Annotated in this window: 19 protein-coding genes; 8 read left to right on the top strand and 11 right to left on the bottom strand. The window is 46.3% G+C overall.

Annotated elements, in window-relative coordinates:
* Positions 1-4: 4 nt before the first annotated feature.
* The 4 genes from FIM25_RS10455 to FIM25_RS10440 all read right to left on the bottom strand — a co-directional run bounded on the left by FIM25_RS10455 (position 5) and on the right by FIM25_RS10440 (position 5,222).
* Positions 5-1,978: a TonB-dependent receptor domain-containing protein gene (locus FIM25_RS10455; protein ID WP_139449005.1), complete on the bottom strand. Its 1,974-nt coding sequence runs from the start codon at positions 1,976-1,978 to the stop codon at positions 5-7.
* 10 nt (positions 1,979-1,988) lie between these two features.
* The gene (locus FIM25_RS10450; RefSeq protein WP_139449003.1) at positions 1,989-2,855 is read right to left on the bottom strand and encodes a substrate-binding domain-containing protein; all 867 of its coding nucleotides are present in this window, start codon (positions 2,853-2,855) and stop codon (positions 1,989-1,991) included.
* A gap of 201 nt (positions 2,856-3,056) precedes the next feature.
* Positions 3,057-4,499, bottom strand: coding sequence for a sigma-54 interaction domain-containing protein (locus FIM25_RS10445; protein WP_139449002.1), 1,443 nt, complete (start codon positions 4,497-4,499; stop codon positions 3,057-3,059).
* A gap of 279 nt (positions 4,500-4,778) precedes the next feature.
* Positions 4,779-5,222, bottom strand: a complete 444-nt coding sequence (locus tag FIM25_RS10440; RefSeq protein WP_139449001.1) for a hypothetical protein — start codon at positions 5,220-5,222, stop codon at positions 4,779-4,781.
* A gap of 482 nt (positions 5,223-5,704) precedes the next feature.
* On the opposite strand from FIM25_RS10440, the gene FIM25_RS10435 reads away from it, so the two are divergent.
* From FIM25_RS10435 to FIM25_RS10420, 4 genes are all read left to right on the top strand, one after another.
* Positions 5,705-6,514 carry a class I SAM-dependent methyltransferase gene (locus tag FIM25_RS10435; RefSeq protein ID WP_179953301.1) on the top strand — a complete coding sequence of 270 codons (810 nt, stop codon included), beginning with the start codon at positions 5,705-5,707 and terminating at the stop codon, positions 6,512-6,514.
* Positions 6,511-7,398: a hypothetical protein gene (locus FIM25_RS10430; RefSeq protein WP_139448998.1), complete on the top strand. Its 888-nt coding sequence runs from the start codon at positions 6,511-6,513 to the stop codon at positions 7,396-7,398. Before FIM25_RS10435 ends, FIM25_RS10430 begins: the two co-directional genes overlap by 4 nt.
* 236 nt (positions 7,399-7,634) lie before the next feature.
* Positions 7,635-9,773 (top strand): pentapeptide repeat-containing protein, encoded by a 2,139-nt coding sequence (locus FIM25_RS10425; protein WP_139448996.1) that lies wholly within the window; start codon positions 7,635-7,637, stop codon positions 9,771-9,773.
* A 5-nt stretch (positions 9,774-9,778) separates the two neighbouring features.
* Positions 9,779-10,660, top strand: a complete 882-nt coding sequence (locus FIM25_RS10420; RefSeq protein WP_139448994.1) for a nucleotidyltransferase family protein — start codon at positions 9,779-9,781, stop codon at positions 10,658-10,660.
* A gap of 338 nt (positions 10,661-10,998) precedes the next feature.
* Here FIM25_RS10420 and FIM25_RS10415 read toward each other — a convergent pair whose 3' ends face one another.
* The 3 genes from FIM25_RS10415 to FIM25_RS10400 all read right to left on the bottom strand — a co-directional run bounded on the left by FIM25_RS10415 (position 10,999) and on the right by FIM25_RS10400 (position 14,180).
* Entirely contained in the window at positions 10,999-11,889 is an 891-nt protein-coding gene (locus tag FIM25_RS10415) for a nucleotidyl transferase AbiEii/AbiGii toxin family protein (protein ID WP_139448993.1), read from the bottom strand.
* On the bottom strand, positions 11,886-12,506 hold the full coding sequence (locus FIM25_RS10410; RefSeq protein WP_139448991.1) for a type IV toxin-antitoxin system AbiEi family antitoxin domain-containing protein: 621 nt from the start codon (positions 12,504-12,506) through the stop codon (positions 11,886-11,888). Before FIM25_RS10410 ends, FIM25_RS10415 begins: the two co-directional genes overlap by 4 nt.
* A gap of 462 nt (positions 12,507-12,968) precedes the next feature.
* Entirely contained in the window at positions 12,969-14,180 is a 1,212-nt protein-coding gene (locus FIM25_RS10400; RefSeq protein ID WP_139448987.1) for an EAL and HDOD domain-containing protein, read from the bottom strand.
* A gap of 268 nt (positions 14,181-14,448) precedes the next feature.
* On the opposite strand from FIM25_RS10400, the gene FIM25_RS10395 reads away from it, so the two are divergent.
* Both FIM25_RS10395 and FIM25_RS10390 read left to right on the top strand, forming a co-directional pair.
* On the top strand, positions 14,449-15,240 hold the full coding sequence (locus FIM25_RS10395; protein WP_246052142.1) for a 4Fe-4S double cluster binding domain-containing protein: 792 nt from the start codon (positions 14,449-14,451) through the stop codon (positions 15,238-15,240).
* A gap of 148 nt (positions 15,241-15,388) precedes the next feature.
* Positions 15,389-17,350 (top strand): methyl-accepting chemotaxis protein, encoded by a 1,962-nt coding sequence (locus tag FIM25_RS10390; protein WP_139448983.1) that lies wholly within the window; start codon positions 15,389-15,391, stop codon positions 17,348-17,350.
* A gap of 156 nt (positions 17,351-17,506) precedes the next feature.
* Here the strand turns inward: FIM25_RS10390 and FIM25_RS10385 are convergent, their stop codons facing one another.
* On the bottom strand, positions 17,507-18,052 hold the full coding sequence (locus tag FIM25_RS10385; protein ID WP_139448981.1) for an Lcl C-terminal domain-containing protein: 546 nt from the start codon (positions 18,050-18,052) through the stop codon (positions 17,507-17,509).
* Between the two features lie 636 nt (positions 18,053-18,688).
* Here FIM25_RS10385 and FIM25_RS10380 point away from each other — a divergent pair.
* Complete coding sequence (locus tag FIM25_RS10380) at positions 18,689-19,417, top strand: type 2 periplasmic-binding domain-containing protein (RefSeq protein ID WP_139448979.1); 729 nt, start codon at positions 18,689-18,691, stop codon at positions 19,415-19,417.
* Positions 19,418-19,581: 164 nt separating this feature from the next.
* On the opposite strand, the gene FIM25_RS10375 is transcribed toward FIM25_RS10380, so the two are convergent.
* The 3 genes from FIM25_RS10375 to FIM25_RS10365 all read right to left on the bottom strand — a co-directional run bounded on the left by FIM25_RS10375 (position 19,582) and on the right by FIM25_RS10365 (position 20,604).
* Positions 19,582-19,905 carry a c-type cytochrome gene (locus tag FIM25_RS10375; protein WP_139448977.1) on the bottom strand — a complete coding sequence of 108 codons (324 nt, stop codon included), beginning with the start codon at positions 19,903-19,905 and terminating at the stop codon, positions 19,582-19,584.
* A 222-nt stretch (positions 19,906-20,127) separates the two neighbouring features.
* The gene (locus tag FIM25_RS10370; RefSeq protein WP_139448975.1) at positions 20,128-20,325 is read right to left on the bottom strand and encodes a hypothetical protein; all 198 of its coding nucleotides are present in this window, start codon (positions 20,323-20,325) and stop codon (positions 20,128-20,130) included.
* Between the two features lie 21 nt (positions 20,326-20,346).
* Positions 20,347-20,604 (bottom strand): hypothetical protein, encoded by a 258-nt coding sequence (locus tag FIM25_RS10365; RefSeq protein WP_139448973.1) that lies wholly within the window; start codon positions 20,602-20,604, stop codon positions 20,347-20,349.
* A 124-nt stretch (positions 20,605-20,728) separates the two neighbouring features.
* On the opposite strand from FIM25_RS10365, the gene FIM25_RS10360 reads away from it, so the two are divergent.
* The gene (locus FIM25_RS10360) at positions 20,729-21,280 is read left to right on the top strand and encodes a glycine cleavage system transcriptional repressor (RefSeq protein ID WP_179953300.1); all 552 of its coding nucleotides are present in this window, start codon (positions 20,729-20,731) and stop codon (positions 21,278-21,280) included.
* Positions 21,281-21,292 lie beyond the last annotated feature (12 nt).

Here is a 21,292-nt window from a genome sequence, read left to right as displayed (position 1 = left end):
AAGATCAGAAGCGATACCCCAAAGACACCCTCAGGTTCCGTCCAATGCCCGCACCGGAATCCTTGAAATGATAGGCCCGGTAGCTTTCGTCCAGCAGGTTGTCCACAAAGATCCCTGCGGAAAGACCATCAAGGGAACCGCTCCGGCCTTCCCAACGGGCAAAGAGTCCGTGGATCTTGTGGGACTCCCAGGTTTTGCCTTCGGCCTTGAAGGACTCCACAAAACGGCCATGCCAGCCAAGGCGCAGACCCGTTTCCACAAAATGGTAATGGATTCGGCTCTGGAACACTCCGGGAGTTGCCCCGGCCCAGCTGTCTTTGTCCGAAGACTCCCGGTTATCGACCTTCGCATAGGTGAAGAGCATGCCAAAATCCCCGATGCCGTAAGTGGCTGCCATCTCATAGCCCTGACGTTTGGCGGATTCAACATTCACGGTCTGCACAATGCGCTCAAAGGAATGGGGAGGGTCCAGATCTTTCAGGGTTTTGATACTGATCAGATCCTCAATGTCCTCGGTGAACCAGACGGCCTTGAACCGAAGGGCATCCCTGTGGCTAAAAAGCCCGTTGCGGCTCACATGCATGCCAAGCTCCCGCGTTTTGGCCGTTTCCGGCTTCAGATCCGGGTTGGCCAGCACCTGAATGTGTACGGGAGGATTCATAAAATCCAGCTCCGTGTACATCTCGCTCACCAGAGGCGGACGGAAGGCCTCGGCATAGCTGGCATAAAACCCAAGGCTCTCCAGAGGATTCCAGCTTAGGGAAACCCGTGGGTTCAGGCGGGAGTCACTGCCGTCACCGGCATCGGATCGTTTGCCGCTGCGGTCAAACCAGGTATAGCGAAGACCGGAGATGATAAGAATCTTTCCGTCCGCCAGCGCCATCTCATCCTGAATGAAAAGCCCGCCGTCCCTGCCTTCTCCGGGAGGATCGGTCCAGCTGTCCGTTTCCGGCCTGTATTCATCCTTATAGAAATCCCCGCCCACTACCACACGGTGGCGTGTGGGGCCTGCCACAAAACGCATGGCATTTTGCACATCCACACCGGAAGAGGTGAATTTCAGGCCATTTCTGACATTATTAAACTGATCTTCTTTCCGTTCGGAATGCATGAGGGTCATGCGAGCATCCACCCACTGGCTGCCGGGATCCAGCTCCAGTGCGGCAAGAAAGCGGTTCTGCTCACTCTCGTACCAGCTGCCCTCATCCGGATATTTGTAGGCCTGCTCATAGCGGGATGCGCTGAAACTCACCCGCCTGCCTTCATCGGGAATCCAGGAAGCCTTCATCAGGTGCTGCCGCCTGTCTCCGGAAAGACGGGTCTTGGCCCTGTCCGGATCACTGGACGTATAGGAGCCGTAATCCCTGTATGAGGAAAAAGCCAGAAGATCCGCATCTCCGCTTCTGCCATAGGCCATGAGACTCCCGTCCCGGCTGCTGTCCGCCGTGGAGGCCCCCGCACGCAGAGAAGCACCAAAGGACTGACCCGGCCGCAGCAGATCTGCCGCATCTTTGGTGGTAAAGGCAATAACACCACCGATACCGCCTCCGCCGTGCAGGGTGGAAGCCGGTCCCCTCACCACTTCCACGGCCTTGAGAAGATCCGGGTCCAGCAGAATGGTGGTCTGGGCATCCCCTGCCTTCTGCACATAATTTTCCCTTGCCCCGTCTATTTTAATGATGGTCTGGCTTTCGGGAAGACCCCGCAGGGCAGGCTGACGGCTGTGTCCCGTTCCCCCTGAAATGTCCACACCGGGCAGGGTGGAAAGAATATCCGTGATATCCCCTGCTCCCCTGTCCTTGAGGGCATCCCCCTCCAGACGATCCGCCGAAGCAGGAAGCCGCAGAAGATCACTTTCCGTGCGGGTGGCCGTGACCACCACCCCGTCCATTTCCAGATCCTTCGGCCCGTCCGCCATGGCAAAGGGAGGCAGAAAAGCCAGTGTTATCATCCATACCGCCCATTTTTTACAAAACATCCCGTACTCCTTACCGATCTTTAAAGGGTGAAAAGGCCATGATCCACTGCTGCATCCGGGCAGGATAATCCATGGGTTCGCCGCCGCTCACATGGGGAAGGGCAAAGAGGGCAAGATCCCGCAGGGCAGGAACCTCCAGCAGCGCCCTGTCTCCGGCCACTTCCCCATGGAGAAGCCCCAGCCCCACCTGGGCATCACCCGTGAACACCAGCACATCCGGCCGCACGTCTTTCAGGGCAAGAAGGCTCTGCAGGACTTCCGGCCCCTCACCGGACACAAGGGATCCTCCCACCTCCTCACAGCCCATGGGCCGGAGAAGATGCTGACAGCAGAAGGTGTCCGGGCCTTCGGCAACCAGATAATGCTGGCCCGTTTCCGGATGGACCATGCCAAGGAAAACCGCCACCTTCAGCCCAAGGTTCCGGGGCATGGTTTCCGAAAGCCCAGCCATTTTCTCCCCGTATCCCTTAATCAGTCTGGCCGCTTCCTTTTCCCTTTCAAAAATTCTCCCCGCATCCATCACGGCCTTTTCAAGCCCCTCCGTAAAATCCACCACATCCACCCGATAGCCCTCCTGCCGGAGCTCTTCCTCCATGGAGGCGGGATTCATGCCAGACCAGCCCGCCACATCCGGGCCGTCCTTTTCCAGCACAATCCAGTTCACGCCCATGCGTTTGGCTGCGGTATGCAGCACCCTTCGCTTATCCCCCATGATGCACCGGGTACATTCCAGCTGGGGAATGCCGGGGAATATTCTTTCAATCTGGGGAATCTGGGATGTCACCATGCCCCGGCCCAGAATACCCAGATGCCGGGCCACATCCGAAAGCTTATCCCCTATCAGAATCACATCCGGCATCCTTGCTCCGCTCATCATACCCTTCTCCTTCGTTCATCCGTTAAATTCACACTTCCGAAGGGCTGTAGTGCAGGGTGCGTGCCAGAAACGAAACATATTGCAGGTGCCTAAAAAATAAGGCCGCACCATTTTTCTTTTTGAAAAATGGAATGGCCTGAAGGGGAAGAATACTACCCACCTTCTTTAAACAAAAACAAAAAATTGTTTTAATCCATATACTTATTCAAGATGAGATGAATACATCCCAGACTGGGAATCTTTCTTCCCAATTCCATGCCGCTGAATTTTGGTATAAAGGCTTCTCCGGTCTATGCCAAGAATCCGCGCGGTCTCACTTCTGTGAAAACCCGTTTCCTCAAGGGTTTTCCGAATCACCGCCGCCTCCATCAGGGCCATCTGCTCCTGCAGGGTTCCGCAGGCAGGCAGAGCCGGAGGCTTCTTCATCCCAAAGGCCTTTCCCCGCTCCGGGAGATCCAGAGTATGAAGCAGGGCATAACGCCGGATCACATTGCAAAGCTCCCGCACATTGCCGGGCCAGTCATGGGCCATGAGACGATGGAGTTCCGCCGCTCCCAGAGGCGGTGTACCGGGCAGACTCTCCAGAAAATGGCTGACCAGCAGGGGGATGTCCGCCTTTCTCTCCTTTAAACGAGGAATATGAACGGGCACCACATGGATGCGATAAAAAAAATCCTCCCGCATCTTGCCCTGCCGCACCCATTCTTCCAGATCCCGGTTGGTGGCCGCAAGGATGCGAAAATCCGGGTGACGGATTTCCCGGCTGCCCACGGGACTGAAGCCGCCCCCTTCAATGGCCCGGAGAAGACGGGTCTGCATGGAAAGGGGAATTTCTCCGATTTCATCCAGAAAAAGGGTGCCGCCGTGGGCCTTATCCAGAATGCCCGGCTGATCCCGGTCTGCTCCGGAAAAAGCACCTTTTCTGTAACCGAAAAACTCGCTTTCCATGAGGTTTTCCGGAATGGCTCCACAGTTCACCGGAACAAAAGCCCCCCTGCTGCGCAGGCTCTGATCATGGATGGCCCGGGCCAGAAGCTCCTTGCCCGTACCCGATGCTCCATAGAGAATAACGGCGGCATCGCTTGATGCGGTCTGCTGCACAAGCCGGAACACGGCCATCATTTCCGGTGTCTGCCCAATGATACCGGGAATGACGGGAGCTGGCGCAGGGCTGTCTTCCCGGCAACGCAGACGGCCAATCTCTTCCCTGAGTTCCCTTTCCATGGTTTTGAATGCCGTAAAATCCGTAACAAAACCTTCGGCACCAAGCAGATGCCCTTTTTCATCGTAAACGCCCTCCCCCTGATCCCACACCCATCTGTCTGAATGCAGAAGGGAGTTGACCCGGTACACCAGCTGGTAAGGCTCCTTCCGGGCCAGCGCCCTTTCCAGAGATTCCAGAACATGGGGATAGCTTTCCTCATGCACCATATTCCCAAGGCAGGTGACCCCGGAGCGGATTTTTTCCCAGGCCAGATCCCCGAAAAGACGGCGGGCTCCTTCACTGGCAAAGGTTAAGGTCCAGAATTCATCTTTTCTGCGATGATAGGCCATACCGGGTAAACTGCGCATCAGAACCGAAAATTTTTCTTCCGGATGATCCGACAGAACGCTTTGATTTTTTTGAAACGGCTTTTCTGCCATGGGCTACTTAATCTTTCAGAAAGGTGTTTTTAAGGCTGTACTTTTATTGCCATGCCTAAAACGATATATGCAAAAAAAATCTCACAGACGCTGAGCTCTTCCGGAGCCATCCATCTCAAATAATGGGTGCCCCCTGCCCTTCCTCGCTTTTTTACAGATCAGAAAAAACGGGAGACTTCACCCCAAAGGTGAAACCTCCCGCAATTCAGGCCAATCATTGCATGGCAGAAACCATCTAACTTCCTCAAACAGCAAATACCGTTTTCTTCCTGCTGTTTTTTAGTAAATGCCCCTGTTCAGGCCGTCCCGTATGGCAGAAATAATTTTGCTGCCCCGGATCGTAGCACCGGAAAATCCATCCACATCCGCCACCACATTCCCGGTACTATATAGATCCAGCACGGCACTCAAGGGCTTTCCTTCCAGATAGGCCAGCACCATCTCATGCTGACGCAGAACGGGCCAGTCCCCATCGCCCTCTTTCGCGCGCCTGTAGTCCTTGCCCTTGTACTGCAAATGCCTGAAGGAAAGCTTAGTCAGCAGCCCGTCTTTCAGATGAAACTCAATGCTGATCTGCTGCTCACCGCCATCGCCATACACGCCCCTGTACCGGCCATCGGGGTGGATCTGAAGGGCAGGGTCCACCGCTCTTTTAGATGTGCATCCCACGCCAAGCATGGCTGCCAGCATAAAAACCATTGCTACAACAAGGTATTTTTTCATGTTTTCCTCTTTTGCTCCATATCATTATTATTAGCGTTCTTATCCGCCTCAGCTCTTTTACCCGGGCAAAAACAAAGAAGGGTAAAAGATTTTGACTTGGCTAACATTTTTGACGGTGAGAATCAAGTTTTTTTGCAAGGACTTGGTTGTTTAGGGTGTTTGGGTGGGCTGGTGGGGCTGAAGAATGGGTCAGGAAAAAGCTTGCCTTAATGGGTGGGGTGGACTATGAAAATTGAATGTTTTTTCAGTTGATGTGGGAGCTGTTTTTTGATGGGGGTTTTTACAGGGGATGGGAATCTGAAATAGATAGTTTTCTGTCCAGCATGATACATGCGGAATTATACGGCTAGGAAAGTGTTTTTTTTTTGTGGCTTTTTTGTCGGGTCTTTGTTAAAAGATTGGTGAGTATACGGATTCACACAATAATATGTTAGGATACACAGATTATGCATATGGAGTCACGCTCTGCTCACGAAGCCAATATGACACCAGTTGAAGATGGAATGTCTCCATCGAACTTGCGGGGGCACCTAGCCCTAGCACACTGGAAAACCTACTATGGCAATATCAAGTTTAGAACCTTTGCGAGAGAAGAGCACTTTGCGAACTTGATTCAAGCGAATTGCTCTGGCGTACCCAGAGTTCTAGAACTCGCTTGCGGGCCTGGCCACTTGCTGCGCTCCCTTCTTGCGAAAAACATCAAGGTAGTTGGTGTCGATATTAATCGCGAGATGCTAAGTGTGAAGACCGACAAATCCCACCAATCACTCATCGGACTTGTTGAAGGAGATGCTCGTTACCTGCCATTTCGAGTACATTCATTTGATGTTGTCGTTTGCGTCGGCTTACTCGAACACTTCGACCGTAACGAACTTGAACATTGCTTAACACACGAAGTTCGCAGAGTATTGAAGCCCAATGGGATCTTGTTGGCTCATGTACCAGTACGAACATTTGCCACATCTGTGGTTCGCGTTTGGCGGAAGCTTATTGCTCGTGATTTATCACCATACAGTATTGACGACGACAACGATCCCACTCACAGAATTTGGTGGAGGCCGACACAGTACGCCGAGTTACTTGGTAGCTGCGGTTTTAACATTCTCTTAACTGACTACTATCCATACAGAAGCTCACGAGAACCCCGGTTCATTACTCGCATTACCGAAATGGCAAGTGAGGTTTGCGCGTCTATCGAAGAAACCACATCCCTCGTTACCCATCGAAATATGATTAAGCGGTTCCGTTCAAATTTTGCTTTCGGAGCCTACTATCTAGGTAAAAGCCAATGAAGTTTTCGACAATATTTGCAGATTCCACCTCGCATCTTCTGAAATGGGCGCTGTATCTATTCCTGTCTGGATGCGCAATTGTCGTTTTCGATAGCTATTTCGATTTCAACTCGCTTGGCAGCGCAGGTCGCGTAGTCAAGGAGGTGGCAGGAAACATCGGACTATCCCTACTAGTGGCAACGTTCGTGATTTTGGTTGTAGATGTTGCCCTAAGAAAACAGACAATTAGCGACATTGAAGAGCTACTCCTACAGCATAGACGCGCACTTGGTGTAAGGGACTTCTCACTTCAACGAAAATCCTTTGACCAGCAAATCACAGACGACGTTCGTGCTGCCCCAAAGTCTTCCAGAATAGATCTTATAGGAATAACACAGAAATCCTTTTTTACAGATGCACCTGGAAACCATGTGTTAGCGGAAAAGGTCATGGGGGGCTGCGATGTTCGAGTACTCGTATTGCATCCAAAATCGCCCATACTCCCGTGTTATCAAAATCTCTCAAAGGACTTTGGAAGCCCAGATCTGTCACTTTCTCTTCAGGCGGCGGCTCAGGGGTCGATCAAACAGACGTACAAGGGCATATCCGCCGTGGCAAAGCAGGCACGAGGCACCTTTGAAGTTCGTATGTTTAATGAGGCATACTCAACTCTTTTCTACTATGGAGGCTATCAATTATCAGTCATGGGAACATATCTCAGTCACAAGCGAGGAACGCTGTCTCCCGCATTTGTTGTTGAGGACAGCCGACTTCAACAGGCGTTAGAACAACATTTCAATTGTCTCTGGGAGCTGAGCACAAATAACGTGCTGTTCAAGGTGAACAAAGCGGAGATACTTGATAACTCATCCCAACATTTTGGCAATTCAAACCTAAGCAGTTGAAAAACACCGATAAACCGCCTATGCCGTTCAAAATCCATGTTTAAAATGAAACACCAAATTTAATAAGGTATATTGACAACCTTCGTAACCCTAACCCTGCGGCCCACCGGATGCTGTGCGATAAAGTCGCTCAGCGCCGGTGACCTCCACGTTCGGTCTCAATGTATACATCGCATTTTAGTTTGAAACGAACATGTTTAAAATTTTAATTATTAATCTTCCACCGGAGATTATTTATGAGTTTCCATATTCGGACAAAGATTTTAGATAATGCATACTTAAAATATGGCTTTACAGTTTTCAAAACAAAGTATTCAGATGTTAGAGTCTATACAATACAGCAAGGCCATTTTTACAATGCTGAAATTGTTCCACTTATTTCAAATGCAAACATCCAACGAATAGAGCATGAGCTACAATCTATAGGTTATTCAACAAGAGTTCAAAAATATTCACGCGATGCTGATGCACATCAAACTTTATTTGATGTTTTTTTTCAAATTTTACCATCAAGAAATAGGCTATTGAATTTATGTAGAAAATTCAAGACAAACCAAACAAAATATCTTGGTTTTGACTACTCTTATGTTCCTGCTCCATTTGAGGTGGAATCATCTTCAATATCTAAAATTGGTGAAAAAGAAATCATTGAAACTATTGCGTCTGTTTTTTCAGAAGATGGCCCTCATATTGTTTTTCTTGAGGCCGCTGCTGGTTTCGGTAAAACTTGCACAGCGGTGGAAATTCTTTCATGGATACTTACACACAAAAATGATGTGATACCAATTTTTACAGAACTTTCGCGTAACCGTGGCGCAAGAATATTTAGGTATGTACTCCTTGACGAAATTGATAGAAACTTCACATTACCCTCAATTGCAGTAACTGATGAAATCCGCCATGGAAGAATCCCTTTAATTGTTGATGGTTTTGATGAGCTTCTTACTAAAAAATCCAAAGATTCTGATATTGATGATGACTTTCTCGATTCCGAGCCAATGCTTGACACAATAGCGAGTCTACTTCAAAATCAAGCTAAAATCCTAGTAACTACAAGAAGAACGGCAGTATTTACAAGCCAAAATTTTGAAGAATGGGTTGAGAGATTAGAAGCAAAAGGTTGCTCCGTTCATCGTATAATTTTGCAAACTCCTCGAATAGACGATTGGCTAGGAAAAAGGAAAAAGAAAAAATTACAAAATTCTGGAGTGCCTATTGAACAATTATCAAATCCTGTACTTTTAAGTTTTCTCGAGAAACAATCGGAAGAATATTTTAATAATATTTGTTCTAATCCTGACGAAATAGTTAATTTTTATTTTAAAGCCATGCTATTAAGAGAAAAAAAACGTCAAGACCTTCGCATTGAACCTGAAGATCAAATTTTGATATTGAAAAGCATTGCATCATCCTTACTTAAGCAAGATATAACAATGGATACTCCTGATTCAATACGATCAACAATTTATAATGATATCAACAATGTTAAAATTATAAATAAAGCATGTGACTTATATATCGGTTCAGAAAAAGTAAACATAGATGAAGTAATCGATAAATTGCTGGTACATGCTCTTCTCGATAGAGTACCTATAAAAAATCTCATTGGGTTTATAAATGATTTCATACTTGGAACTTTACAAGGGGAACTCATAAGTGAAGGTAGCGACTATGCTGGCTCCGACGGACAAATTGATAGAATTGTAACCGCATTTTCGGCTCAGTCTAAAACTAAACGAAAAAAATTGTGGGATATGCTTGAACTTGTGCGGTTAGCAGGTGAACCACAATTACGTTTAATTGTAGATTTAAATTTATTAGGCCGTCCTAACGGTTTATTCGAAAACGCAACCTTTGAAGAAGTTAAATTTGAGAATATCTCTTTTGCTAAAGATAGTCATTTTTCCAACTGTACATTTAGTAAATGCATATTTTCATCTTGTATATTTGAATTAAATTTTTTTTCAAATGATATCGGTTTCTGTGAATGTATATTCCGCAACTGTTCCAATGTTGTTACCATTGATGCCAATGCGAAATTTTGGGAAAGAGGTTGTCTGTTTAATTCATCTACATCTCTTGAAGAACTATTTAAAGAATTGAACGCTCATGAAAATCGGGATTACATCCATGATTTAGACCTGTCGAAAGATATCTTAGAAAGATTTTGGCCTCCCGGAAGACCTAATGCGACACTTCGAAAACGCACTTCAACCCTTTACAAAGGAACCCCCCCCAATAAACATCGATTAATATCAAAAGCGATTGAAGAACTTGTTCAGCGTGAGTTGTTGCTGCCACAAAAAGACAATTCATACATACTCAATATTAAAGAAAACTATGATGAAATTAAAACAATTTTAACCAATGAGTGAATACTATGAATTTATATTCTACATCATCAATTGCAAAATCAATAGCTCAAGAGATTGAATCCATTCTATACGGAGTTGGTTTACTTTTTCGTGTATTTTATCGGTCCAAACAAAATAAATCTGTAGCGGATAAAATCAGTCGAAACCCAGGGAAATATTCAAAGGGTAAAAAATTAATTCAAGATGTTATCGGAATTAGAATAGCACTATATTTCCCTGATGACGTTGATTTAGTTGTTACACTTTTAAAATCACATTTCAATAATATCGAAATTGTGAAAGATGCACCAGATGTATTTAGTTTTGGGCCTTCCCGACTAAACATGGTTTTTTCTATCCCAACTGAGTACGATACTTCACTTTCTAATTATTATAATACTGACTGCATCGACAATACATTTGAAGTTCAAGTTAGAACTATATTATCAGAAGGATGGCATGAGGTTGAACATGATCTACGATATAAATGCAAAAACGACTGGGAATCGTTTGACAATTTAAGTCGAATGCTAAACGGGGTCCTTGCATCATTAGAAACCTCTGAATGGACAATGGTAAAAATATTCGAAAGTTTAGCTTGGCAGCACTACAAACTTAAACAATGGGAATCAATGCTAAGAAATAAATTTCGCCTTAATTTTCAAGGATCCCACCTTTCTGAAGAGCTAATCAATTTGCTCAATACGAAACAAGAACTCGCTAAACAACTGTTTCGGTCAAATCGACAATTTGTGCTATTAAAAATACATGCTCAAACGCATAACCTTCCAATTACAATGGACAATATATGCCATCTAACAAATTTTTTTGAAATTTTTTCTGAAGAACTTATGGAATTGATGCCTGACGCTCTTCATAGATTACTGTTGGGCAATGAAGCACCATAGGACACCAATGAAGCACCATCACCACACATAGGACCTGAAATCCCGGCTTTTCTTATACCTACTCAGGCTCTTTGACTTCAAACGCCTTGAAGATATCTTTTTGAAGCCTCGTCAACAACCACACAACCACAGGACACCCACTTTGTTCTTTACATTCCTGAAAGTCGGATAAAGCGTACACTATTTGGTACCCACTCCCAAGCACTTTAAAAAGAGCCTGTCTCTACGACCATAGGACACCCACTTTGTTGTTTCCTCACGTAGTTCTGCACAGAGGTGTCGTGTCTTTCCTTCCGAAAAAAAAAGACCACTTATGGCAAGCTATTTGGCAAAAGCAATTATGACCAAGGACCTGCCGGTTTCCAGACAATGTCGTCCGAAACACCTTTAATGACCGGATCTAAAAACGATTCCACTGCTGCCGTTATGCCCTGAAAAGATGCAGGCACGTGATCCTGTTTCAATCTTTTACAAAATGCGGTCCACATGGTTTGCCGTGATAAGCCAAAATGCGCAGAAAAAGCTTCTATAGGATGTCTTAATTCCGTCCTGCGCTGTCCGAACGTAAGCTTTACAGCCTCTGCAAGATTGCTGAGTTCAAATTGAAACTGACGGGACAAAAGCCAGATATCATAAAAATCTTTCATACGGCTGTTCAAGTGCCCAAGCTTGATCATTGCCTCAAACTTTTCAGCAATGGCACTCTCCCGGCTGTAACAAAGTAAGGATGGGGCAGGGAAATCCAGCATACATGGAAGCTCTGCCCTCTCAGGTTCCGGATAGACGATATCTCCAAAACCAATATCCATTTGTATCGTGATTCTGGCGGTTCCCAAAAAACCACGAAATCTTACCCGAACTCCTTCATAATCAGCATCTTCGGTTATTTTTTCAGCCAGAATTGATTCCGGATCAAAACTCAGACCGTCAGGATCAACCGTCACAGCAAGAATGTTACGGATCTGAGAGATGATATTTTTCTCTTGGTTCCAGGTTCTTCCAAGCATATCAATGTCCATGGTCGGCCTGAACTCCGGAGCATTCCATGCCCTGAGCATAAGAGCCCCTTTCAGGATGTAATCCTGTGAGTGGCATGATAGGGACAGACGATACAGGAAACGCTCCATAGCATAATACTGGAGCAGTTCATTAAATGAGCGATTGTCTGCTTTCGACCGGTTAAGGAGGCGCTGTCTTACTGAAGCAGAGATATTTTGATAAGATTTCATATGCTTGCCTCAAGATAGGGGAGCATGACCCTATCCACCCTGCAAATTTTGGCATACTCCATAATTTTTTTATGGTCAAACGTCATTCTGGTTTTATAAAGCTTCAGAGCCTCAAGCACGATATCCATTCCAATTTTATTGCGGAACTTAAAGCAGTCTGCCAGTGTTTTTTCCGGGCTGTAAACCTTCACAAAGATGCCGTCAATCTGGTGTTCCTCTATTCCGGCCTGAAAGGAATCGCTGGAGAATTTATGAAATTTTACGGGAGGATAATCAATTATCGGAGCTTTACTGTCCTTTCGTATTGCGACAGAAACTTCATGGGGGATCTGAGTCGTTATTTCGTGAAAAGACAGTGCCGAAACAAGGCTGATAACACAATTGGGAATTCTCATAGCAACAATGACAAAATCGGGATTCGATACGGCTTCCATCTCCGTTAGCCGATAAACTCCCCTTGAGATCTGCTCAAGGTCTCCGGCATCACGGAGCTGATAAAATACTCTGGGATGAATTCCGGCCAAAAGCGCATCGGATGTTTTTATAACCCCACCACTCTGGCGAATAAATTCTTTAGCTTTATCCTGGGCTCTGGCCCGATTTTTCTTTCTGGACATGGACAGTATCTACCCCACAAATTTATAAGTAAGGTAGATACTATCCAATCAAGTCAAAAAATCAAGACGAATTTTTTAAATATCAAAAATTACAACCGTAAAGCACCTAGCTTTAGCCATGGAGGCAACCATATGCAACCATATGCAACCATATAATTCTGCGTGTGGATAAAGACCGTGTCCTTGCCGGATCAGAACATAAGGTTTTCACCCGCTGGGTTCAGCTTTTTAAAGGCCCGGATGTGGTAAGACGTTACCTTGCGGAAGCCGGAGATCTGAGCCATTCGGATCAGCATCAGTTGGCAGAGCTTGCTGGCTTCTACCAAAACCGCCTCTATGATGTTACATGGTTCATGCGTATGATCAATGAGTCCGTTGCAAGAAAAGCCAATCAGGAAGAAGGGATTTCAGGCAGTTTACACAGGCCATTAAAAAACAGAGACTTATCCTCCCCTGAAATTTTTAAGCTGAGGTCAGATTCCTGCTCCACTCACAGGCTTCCAGATAAAGCCCCGGAATAATGGTTTCCGGAAGCTTTATGGCGGCAAGGGCCTTGGGAACCTGATCCCACTCACCCTTCTCATAGGCCTCGGCCAGACTGAGAAAGGGATAAAGGGGTCCTGTTTTTTCCAAAAGGGCCTTTTCAATATCCTTTGAAAGGGAGATCTCGCCAAGGATTTTTTCCATGGATTCATCAAGGAGGGCATCAAGCAGGGAAAACATGCCAAGGGTGAAAAGCTGGCTGGAAAGTCCGGGGGTTTCCGTTGCCGCTCCCATGCGCTCACAGAACCTTCCCCTGATGCAGGAGGCCTTCATCAAGGCCTCGGGCTTGTTGCTGCATATTTTAGTAAGGGTAAGGATGGCGATAAAACGGCGGACTTCATCGGTTCCCAGCATCATAAGGGCGTCTCGGATGGACGATATTTCGTTTCTGCACTTGAAATAGGCAGAATTGATATAGCGTAAAAGGTCATAGGCAATGCCCACATCCCTGTGAATCAGGTCTTCCATGCGGTCTAAATCCATATCCGGCATGGCACTTTCCGCAGTGATCTGAAGGAGGTTGAGGTATTGCCCCTGAATCTGACGGCCCCGGATAATTTCCGGTTTGCTGAAAAAATATCCCTGAAAAAGGATAAATCCCATGGAAACAGCCGTATCAAACTGCTCATGGGTTTCCACCTTCGTCGCAAGAAAAACGGGTTTGACCTTTGTTTCTATTGCCATACATTCTTTGATTTTTGTAAGGGGTGTATTTAGAAAATCAATTTTGATGATACGGGCAATGTCAGTCAGCTCTTTCCATTCCGGTGTATAGATGAAATCATCCAGAGCCATCACATAGCCCTTGGCCGCTATTTCCCTGCATGCCTGAATAACTTCCGGCGTAGGTCTTACGGTTTCTAAGATTTCCACCACAGTATCCTTTGGGGGCAGCATCAGGGGGACTTTTTCCAGCAGCAGATTTTCCGTGAAATTAATAAAAGCCCTTTTGCCTTCGGTCAGGGTCTGAATGCCGATATCCATGAAGCTGTTGGCAATGAGCTGATAGGAAGCCTGATCTCCGTCCATTTCGGGCATGGCATTGTCCATGCCGTTGCGGAAAAGCAGCTCAAAGGCCACAATCTGTTTTTGGGTATTGAATATGGGTTGTCTTGCAATAAAGGTTTCCATGGCTGCCTCATCATAGGAGGGATCTTTGGTCCCGCTGTCTGGAAAAAAACCTGAAAATCGGATATGGCTTCTAGCTGTGATGCGTAAACGCAGAGATCATGCACTGTAAAAATATACCAGTTTGACCATATAGCAGTACGGTTTCTTTTTGTCATCTGCTTCTTAGGGTTACCAGTGATGAGCCTTGCCATTTTGCTGTCCTGAAGTGACAGCAACATCACCACAGAAGACCCACTTCTTTTTTTACAAAAGCAGGAGAATGCAAGCAATGGATATTGGAAAGGATATTATTGAAAGGGCCATGGAAAACGGAGCCTCCCTTGCCGGTATAGCAAGGATGGAAGACATTAAAAAATCGGCGTCCCACACCATATATAATAAAATGGGGGACTACTCAGGAGCAGGTATTATCGATGAGAATGATAGTCCTGATAATAAATTATTCTCCTGGCCTGATTCTGTAAAATCCGTACTCGTGATTGGACTTTCACATCCTCAGGACAAGCCTGAACTTGACTGGTGGGATGGCAGAGGAACATCCGGTAACCGTATTTTGATTGACATCATAAAACGGACAAGCCAGGAAATTGAAAACACCTTGAAAATAAAGACCACAAAGCTCCATTATTTTATCGAAAAAGGAGGGATTTTCCTCAAAGATGCTGCGGTGCTGGCAGGGCTTGGGTGTATTGGAAAAAATAATATGCTGGTAACTCCGTCCCATGGTCCCAGAATTCGACTCAGGGCATTAGGTTTAGATGCTGAGCTTTCCCCAACCGGACCTGTTGCCTTTGATCCCTGTGCTGACTGTAAGGTTTATTGCAGAAAAATTTGCCCGGAAAATGCGATAAGCGAAAAATCTGCCATTTTCAGCACCTTTGAATTTTCTGACTCCCTGCCCGGAAGGGATGGCACTTACAACAGGGATCTCTGTAGCATAAGGATGGAAAAAGACCTGAACGAAAGCTCTGAGGGCAAGGACGACAAGGAACCTTTGGTAAAATATTGCAGGCTGTGTGAATATGTCTGTCCGGCAGGAAAACCGAGAGTTTCTGAATGATGATTGTAATCAATTGAAATTCAAGCTATATTACAGAGTCTAACTACTACCCTGTCTCAGCAACAGCTTGCAGACCAGATTGTTGTCAGGTCTGCTATAAGCGGATATTTTAATGTGGCAGACACTGTTTATAAAAGGAGAATAAAATATGGTTCAGCTTAATCGAATGAGCATTGGTGCTAAGCTTATGACAGGCGTTACAGCCCTGCTGCTTATGATTTGTACCGGCATGGGCTTTTTTTCCTACCGGGCTGCCTATCAGACTCTCCAGAATACCACTGAATCATCCCTGACCGTCATTGCAGAAGAAGGTGCCAAATATATCCGAGTCCAGCTGGACAGCTATATTCTGGGCATAGAAAGTGTTGCCCAGCGGCGGGTAATCCGGGAGATGAACTGGGAAGAACAGCAGGTGGTTATGGAAAACGAAGCCCGCCGCCTCGGATACATGACCATGGGAATTGTCACACCAGATGGTCTGGCACGTTATCCGGATGGTGCTACGGCAGAGCTGGGCGACCGCAGCTATGTAAAAGCTGCCTTTACTGGTAAAACAGTTATATCCGACCTTATCATCAGCCGGGTTATCAATGAGCCTGTTATGATGATGGCAAGCCCTGTACGGGATAACAACCGCAGGATTGTGGCCGTTCTCATTGCAAGACTGGACGGCAATGTACTATCCCGTATTTCAGGTGACATCAAGTATGGTGAAAAAGGATACTCCTATATTATCAATGACAAGGGAGCAATGATTGCCCACAACAACCGGGATTTTGTAATGGAGTCCCGCAACTTCCTTGAAGAGGGAAAAAGCAATCCCCAGTATCGGCGCGTATCAGAAATGATGCAGCGAATGGTCAGAGGGGAGCGTGGTTTTGATGAATATCATTTTATGGGAGAAAATCGACTTTTCGGTTTTGTTCCCATTGAAGGGACCAACTGGTTCATTACGGTTGGTGCGTTGAAGAATGAGGTCTTTGCGGATATCCATGCCATGCGGCTCCGCTTTCTGCTGTTTTCCTCAGGCTTTATCTTTCTGGGCTGTATTGCGGCCTTTTTTTTCAGCAGAACCATTGTATCCCCCATTCGTGAAGTGGTGAGTATGCTGAAGGATATTGCCGAAGGAGAAGGTGACCTGACCCGGCGACTCAGTGTGTCCACAAAAGATGAGATTGGTGAACTTGCTGCGTACTTCAATGCCTTTGTAGAAAAAATTCAGTCTCTTGTCACTATGATCGGTGATAATATTCAAACCCTTGCATCTTCAGCATCCGGCCTTTCCGCCATAAGTACCCAGACCACACAGGGCGTGCAGTCCATGTCGGCAAAAACCTCGACTGCAGCCAGAGCTGCGGAAGAATCCCGCCTGAACACAACGGCCGTTGCGGCCAGCATGGAAGAAACCAGCACCAATCTCACATCTGTGGCCAGTGCCACCGAAGAGATGAGTGCCACCATCGGAGAAATTGCTTCGGGTTCAGAAAAGGCAAGGGCCATAAGCCATCAGGCGGGTATTCAGGCAGCATCCGTTTCTGCCCTGATGCATGAATTTGGTCAGGCAGCCCGGGAAATCGATCAGGTTAGCGAGACCATAACCAACATCTCTTCCCAGACCAATCTGCTGGCCCTCAATGCCACCATAGAGGCGGCCAGAGCCGGTGAAGCTGGCAAAGGATTTGCCGTAGTTGCAGGCGAAATTAAGGAGTTGGCAAATCAGACGGCTGCTGCGACAGAAGATATAAAATCAAAAATAAGCGGGGTGCAGACATCTTCTGCCACAGCCATTGCAGATATAGAAAAAATTACCAGTGTGATTTCAGAGGTCAGTGAAGTTGTTGCCAGTATCGCAGCCGCCATTGAACAGCAAACGGCAGTTACCCGTGAAGTGGCTGAAAACATTGCACAGGCCTCGACCGGAATGCAGGATGCCAATGAACGGGTTTCTGAAATTGCCTCTTCATCGGAAACCATGGCAGAAGATATCCGGGATGTCGATGAGACAGCAGCGGAACTTAAGGCTGGAGGCCAGAAGGTAGAAGAAAGTGCGGTCGAGCTTTCCAGACTGGCAGGGCATTTAAGGGAACTTGTATCCCAGTTCAAAGTCTAAAAAAAAAGAGCAGGTCTGCTGATGACGTCCTCCTCCAGCCGAAGCATAAAATGGAAAATATATGACCAGGTTTTACGCATGTTAGCGGACACCCATAAAGGGTATTCCTACATAAAACAGGGGCATAAAAACCATGATCCTGTTTGGGCTGAATGGTCAGAGGCTGCGCCCGGCACGCACAAGGCGCACCATAGCACGTGCACCTCTGGAATCATAGGAAACGCTGCCATTGAAAAAAGGGAGGCACCACGCAGCGTATCTGTAGTTGGTATTGGTCGTAGAAGACCAAAAAATTTCTGCAGGGGCACCGGGAAAAGCATCTGTATGAATTGTGGGCTGCTGGTAATCTTCATCACAGGCCCCTCCACTTTTCCCCGGTTGCCAGACATTTCGCTTGCCTGAACTGCAATATACAAGGGTGTTCAGTTCTTCGATGGCAGGTACACGCCAGTCCGCTTTTCCTGCAAAATGATGGGAGCTGGCAGCTGCCAGAGCATGATTCCAATTAAACACCTTTGCTTCACCCGTGCAGGCACTGCCATCCCAGACCTGCCCTAAACTGCATCGCATCCACTGAAGATTCGTTTCCGCGTCTGTGACTGTTCCATCCCCGTTATCTTTATATTTTCCAGCTATCAGTCCTGCTCCAGCCGGACCATAAAAAAAGACCGTAAACAGGAAAACAACCATTATTTTTTTCATGTTTTTTCCTTTTCAACAGCCATGCATCTGCGACAGATGCACCACCGCAGATCCCTCTTCAGTGACATTTAAACGGCTGATGCTCCTGATAAATTCCTGCTGATAAACAGGAATGTTGCTGCGGGTCAGATAGACGGCATGCCAGGTAAGGGGCAGCCCCTTCCGGGTTATGGGCCGTGCTGTGACCGGCCAGACCGGATCAGATCATGAGGTTTTCACTCACTGGATTCAGCTTTTTAAAGGCCCGGATGTGATAAAGTGTTATCTTGCGGAAACCAGAGATCTAAGCCATTCGGGTCAGCATCAGCTGGCAGAGCTTGCCCAACCTTTGAAAGCGATAAATCTTTGATTTTACATGCCTATAGACTTGAAGTGAGATTTACATGCGTTCATCATGCAGGATACCCACTTTTTTTGTTTACATGCTTCCTCTTTTCTTCTATCTTTATCTTTAAAAATAGTATCCTTTCATAAAGCAAGGAGGCCCAGACCTATCCTCGCTCCATCCTCACCAGTCTTGAACACCCCCTGACATCACTGTGGTAAATGCCTTAGATTGCAGATCATACTGGCTATTCAGCTCCTGTTTAATACTATTAAGCAGGATAAACATAATACCAATTTAAGGAGTTAATCATGAATAAATTATTTTCTACCAGAAGATTGATACCGCTGCTGCTACTGCTGATTTTAGTCGGTGTTGCTTACGGCAATGAATTTAAGGCTAGCCTTGCGAATATGCCTGTCTATGCAGAATCTGCCGACAAAGGCGTAATTGTTGATCTTGTTAAAGCAATTGAAACAGTTTCTGGCAATAAAATTTCAATATCCGTTTATCCCTTCGCCAGATCCATGCATAATGTTATTACTGGTCAATACGATTTTCACATTCCTCTGATCAAAAATGAACTTATTTCAGAAAACGATTTGGAATATTATTTTTCAACCGAAACCATTTTTCATGTCAACTTTGTTCTATACACAATTAAAGACAGCCCTATTGCTTTAGAAAATCTATATAGATATACAATTGAAACAGACAGAGCTCATGTTAATTATTTTCCTTTCAAAATCTTACCCAGCAACAGTATTGAAGGCAGTTTGAAGAAGTTATCTGTTGGCAGAATAGATGGCTGGATCTTTGCAGATACTGCAACTGATCCAATTCTAAAAAAACTGGATTTAAAAAACATTGAAAGAACACTTTACAAAAGATTTGAAGTAAAAGTCATTCTGCCTAAATCTAAAATGGGTAAAGAAACAGATGCTATGCTCACGAAAGCTATTGCAGACTTGAAAAAAAGCAGCAAGTTTAAAGAAATCATGCAGATGATAGATCTTCCTTTCGATCCATGGCAGCCTTAGTAATCTTTGATCGTAATCCATTTGAAGGGTTGGGATGTAATCCACTTCGTTGTTTCTCGGATGTCAATTCCACTGCGCTTCATTTCCGACGGTGAGCTTGGTCGTTGGGGTCACCCATTTCACACTGTTTCTTAGCGATTATTGCATTCACCTGATCATATCTGTCAATAATTTGGATTGGCCAGGTAATCCAGAACTGAACGCAATTCTTCATCGTTGAGCATATTTCGCTTGCCGAGCATTCGGTCTACGGTGCTCTCCCAGAAGTGAGCAGGCTGGCCGAAACGGCGTTCAATCCGACCTATGTTATGACAGGAGGTGCAACGTTCGGCTACCAGTGCCTTGCCGTCCATGGGTTGACCACTGGGCTCAAAAGGTACGGCGATCAGTTGGTCCATTAATTGACCACGGGATTCAAAAGGTTGGGATATCAAAACAGTACAAATAACAGCCATGGATAATCCGATACATATTCCGAGTCTGTTCATTATGTTTCTCCTTGGCAATATGAATTGACCTTGTGGAAAACAGTGCAACAGGGTGCCCCCTTTTCAATACGCTCACAATAACTTACAAATACCAAAGCAAGCCCAAACAATCAAGACACCCAATAAGCCACTGATAAACCAAGGATAAAAAACCAAGCTACGGGACACCCACTTAGTTGTCTGATGCAGCCTGATGAACCATGGGGAGGTTCAGCACAGCCCTTACTTTTTGCCCCTCTTCTCCCCCACTTTTTTCAGCCATTCTGCCTGACGCTTAAGGTATTCCTCCTCCGTCTCCTCCCAGCCTCTGTTATCTGGCTGCTTGTCTTCCGATGAGATGACAATGCTGCGCACGGAAGGCATTTTTTTTACCGTATCCACAAAGACAGACTTCCACTCTCCATTCTTCTCAGGGGCCATGCCATCCTCCACACAAGCCTTTCAGTCCTTATCCATCTCCAAAGTCTCTTCCAGAAACCTTCTGATTTTCATTTCACTGAGCCACAGACCTGAAAGTATCCGGTCTTTTACCCGGATGGCCGGTGCCATGGATACACCATCTTCCTTTGCCCGCTGCCGGTTTTTCAGTATCTCCATGATATGAATTTCATGGCTGCTGTCCGCAAGAATACGCCTGACATATCTTTCGGCAGCAAGGCAACGGGGGCACATGGGCAACTTATAAAAAAAGACTTCCATAAACCCGCCTTTCATGGGAAAAAGTACTGTTTATTTTAAGGGATTCAAAAACAATGGAATCCTGATACACACTTTTCATACGGTACACGGTACCCGGCTTCATCATAAAGGAAAAGCAGGATTTATGAAAAAAGTTATTGTCACGGTTCTGGCCAACGACAGGCCCGGTATTCTTGCCTCCGTAACCGAGGCTGTTTTTCAGGAAGGCGGCAATCTGGATCAGGTCAGCCAGACCCTGCTGGAAACCCAGTTTGCAGGCCTTTTCATCGCCACCCTCACCAAAGATATTTCCGTAGAGGAACTGCAGACCAAACTCCGCAAAATCCTTTCGCCCCAGGGCATGGATGTACTGGTCAAACCCATAGACGAACCGGATACAATAAAAAATATCCCTTCGGAACCCTTTGTCATCACCTGCTTCGGCCCGGACCGAAAGGGACTTGTGGCTGAAATCACGGCCATTCTGGCCAGACATCAGGTGAATGTCACCAACCTTCGGGCCATGTTCGAGGGCGGCAATGACCCTTCCCGCAATCTGATGGTTTACGAAGTGGACATTCCGGCATCCGCCGATACCGCCGTCCTTTCCGAAGATCTCAGAACAAGGGCCGCGGAACTCAGCCTTGTGATAAATATCCAGCATCGTAACATCTTTGAATCCATCACCCGTATTTAACGGAGCCAATCC

The sequence above is a fragment of the Desulfobotulus mexicanus genome (assembly GCF_006175995.1).
Classification (GTDB): Bacteria; Desulfobacterota; Desulfobacteria; order Desulfobacterales; family ASO4-4; genus Desulfobotulus; species Desulfobotulus mexicanus.
This window is presented reverse-complemented; position numbering and strand designations above follow the sequence as displayed.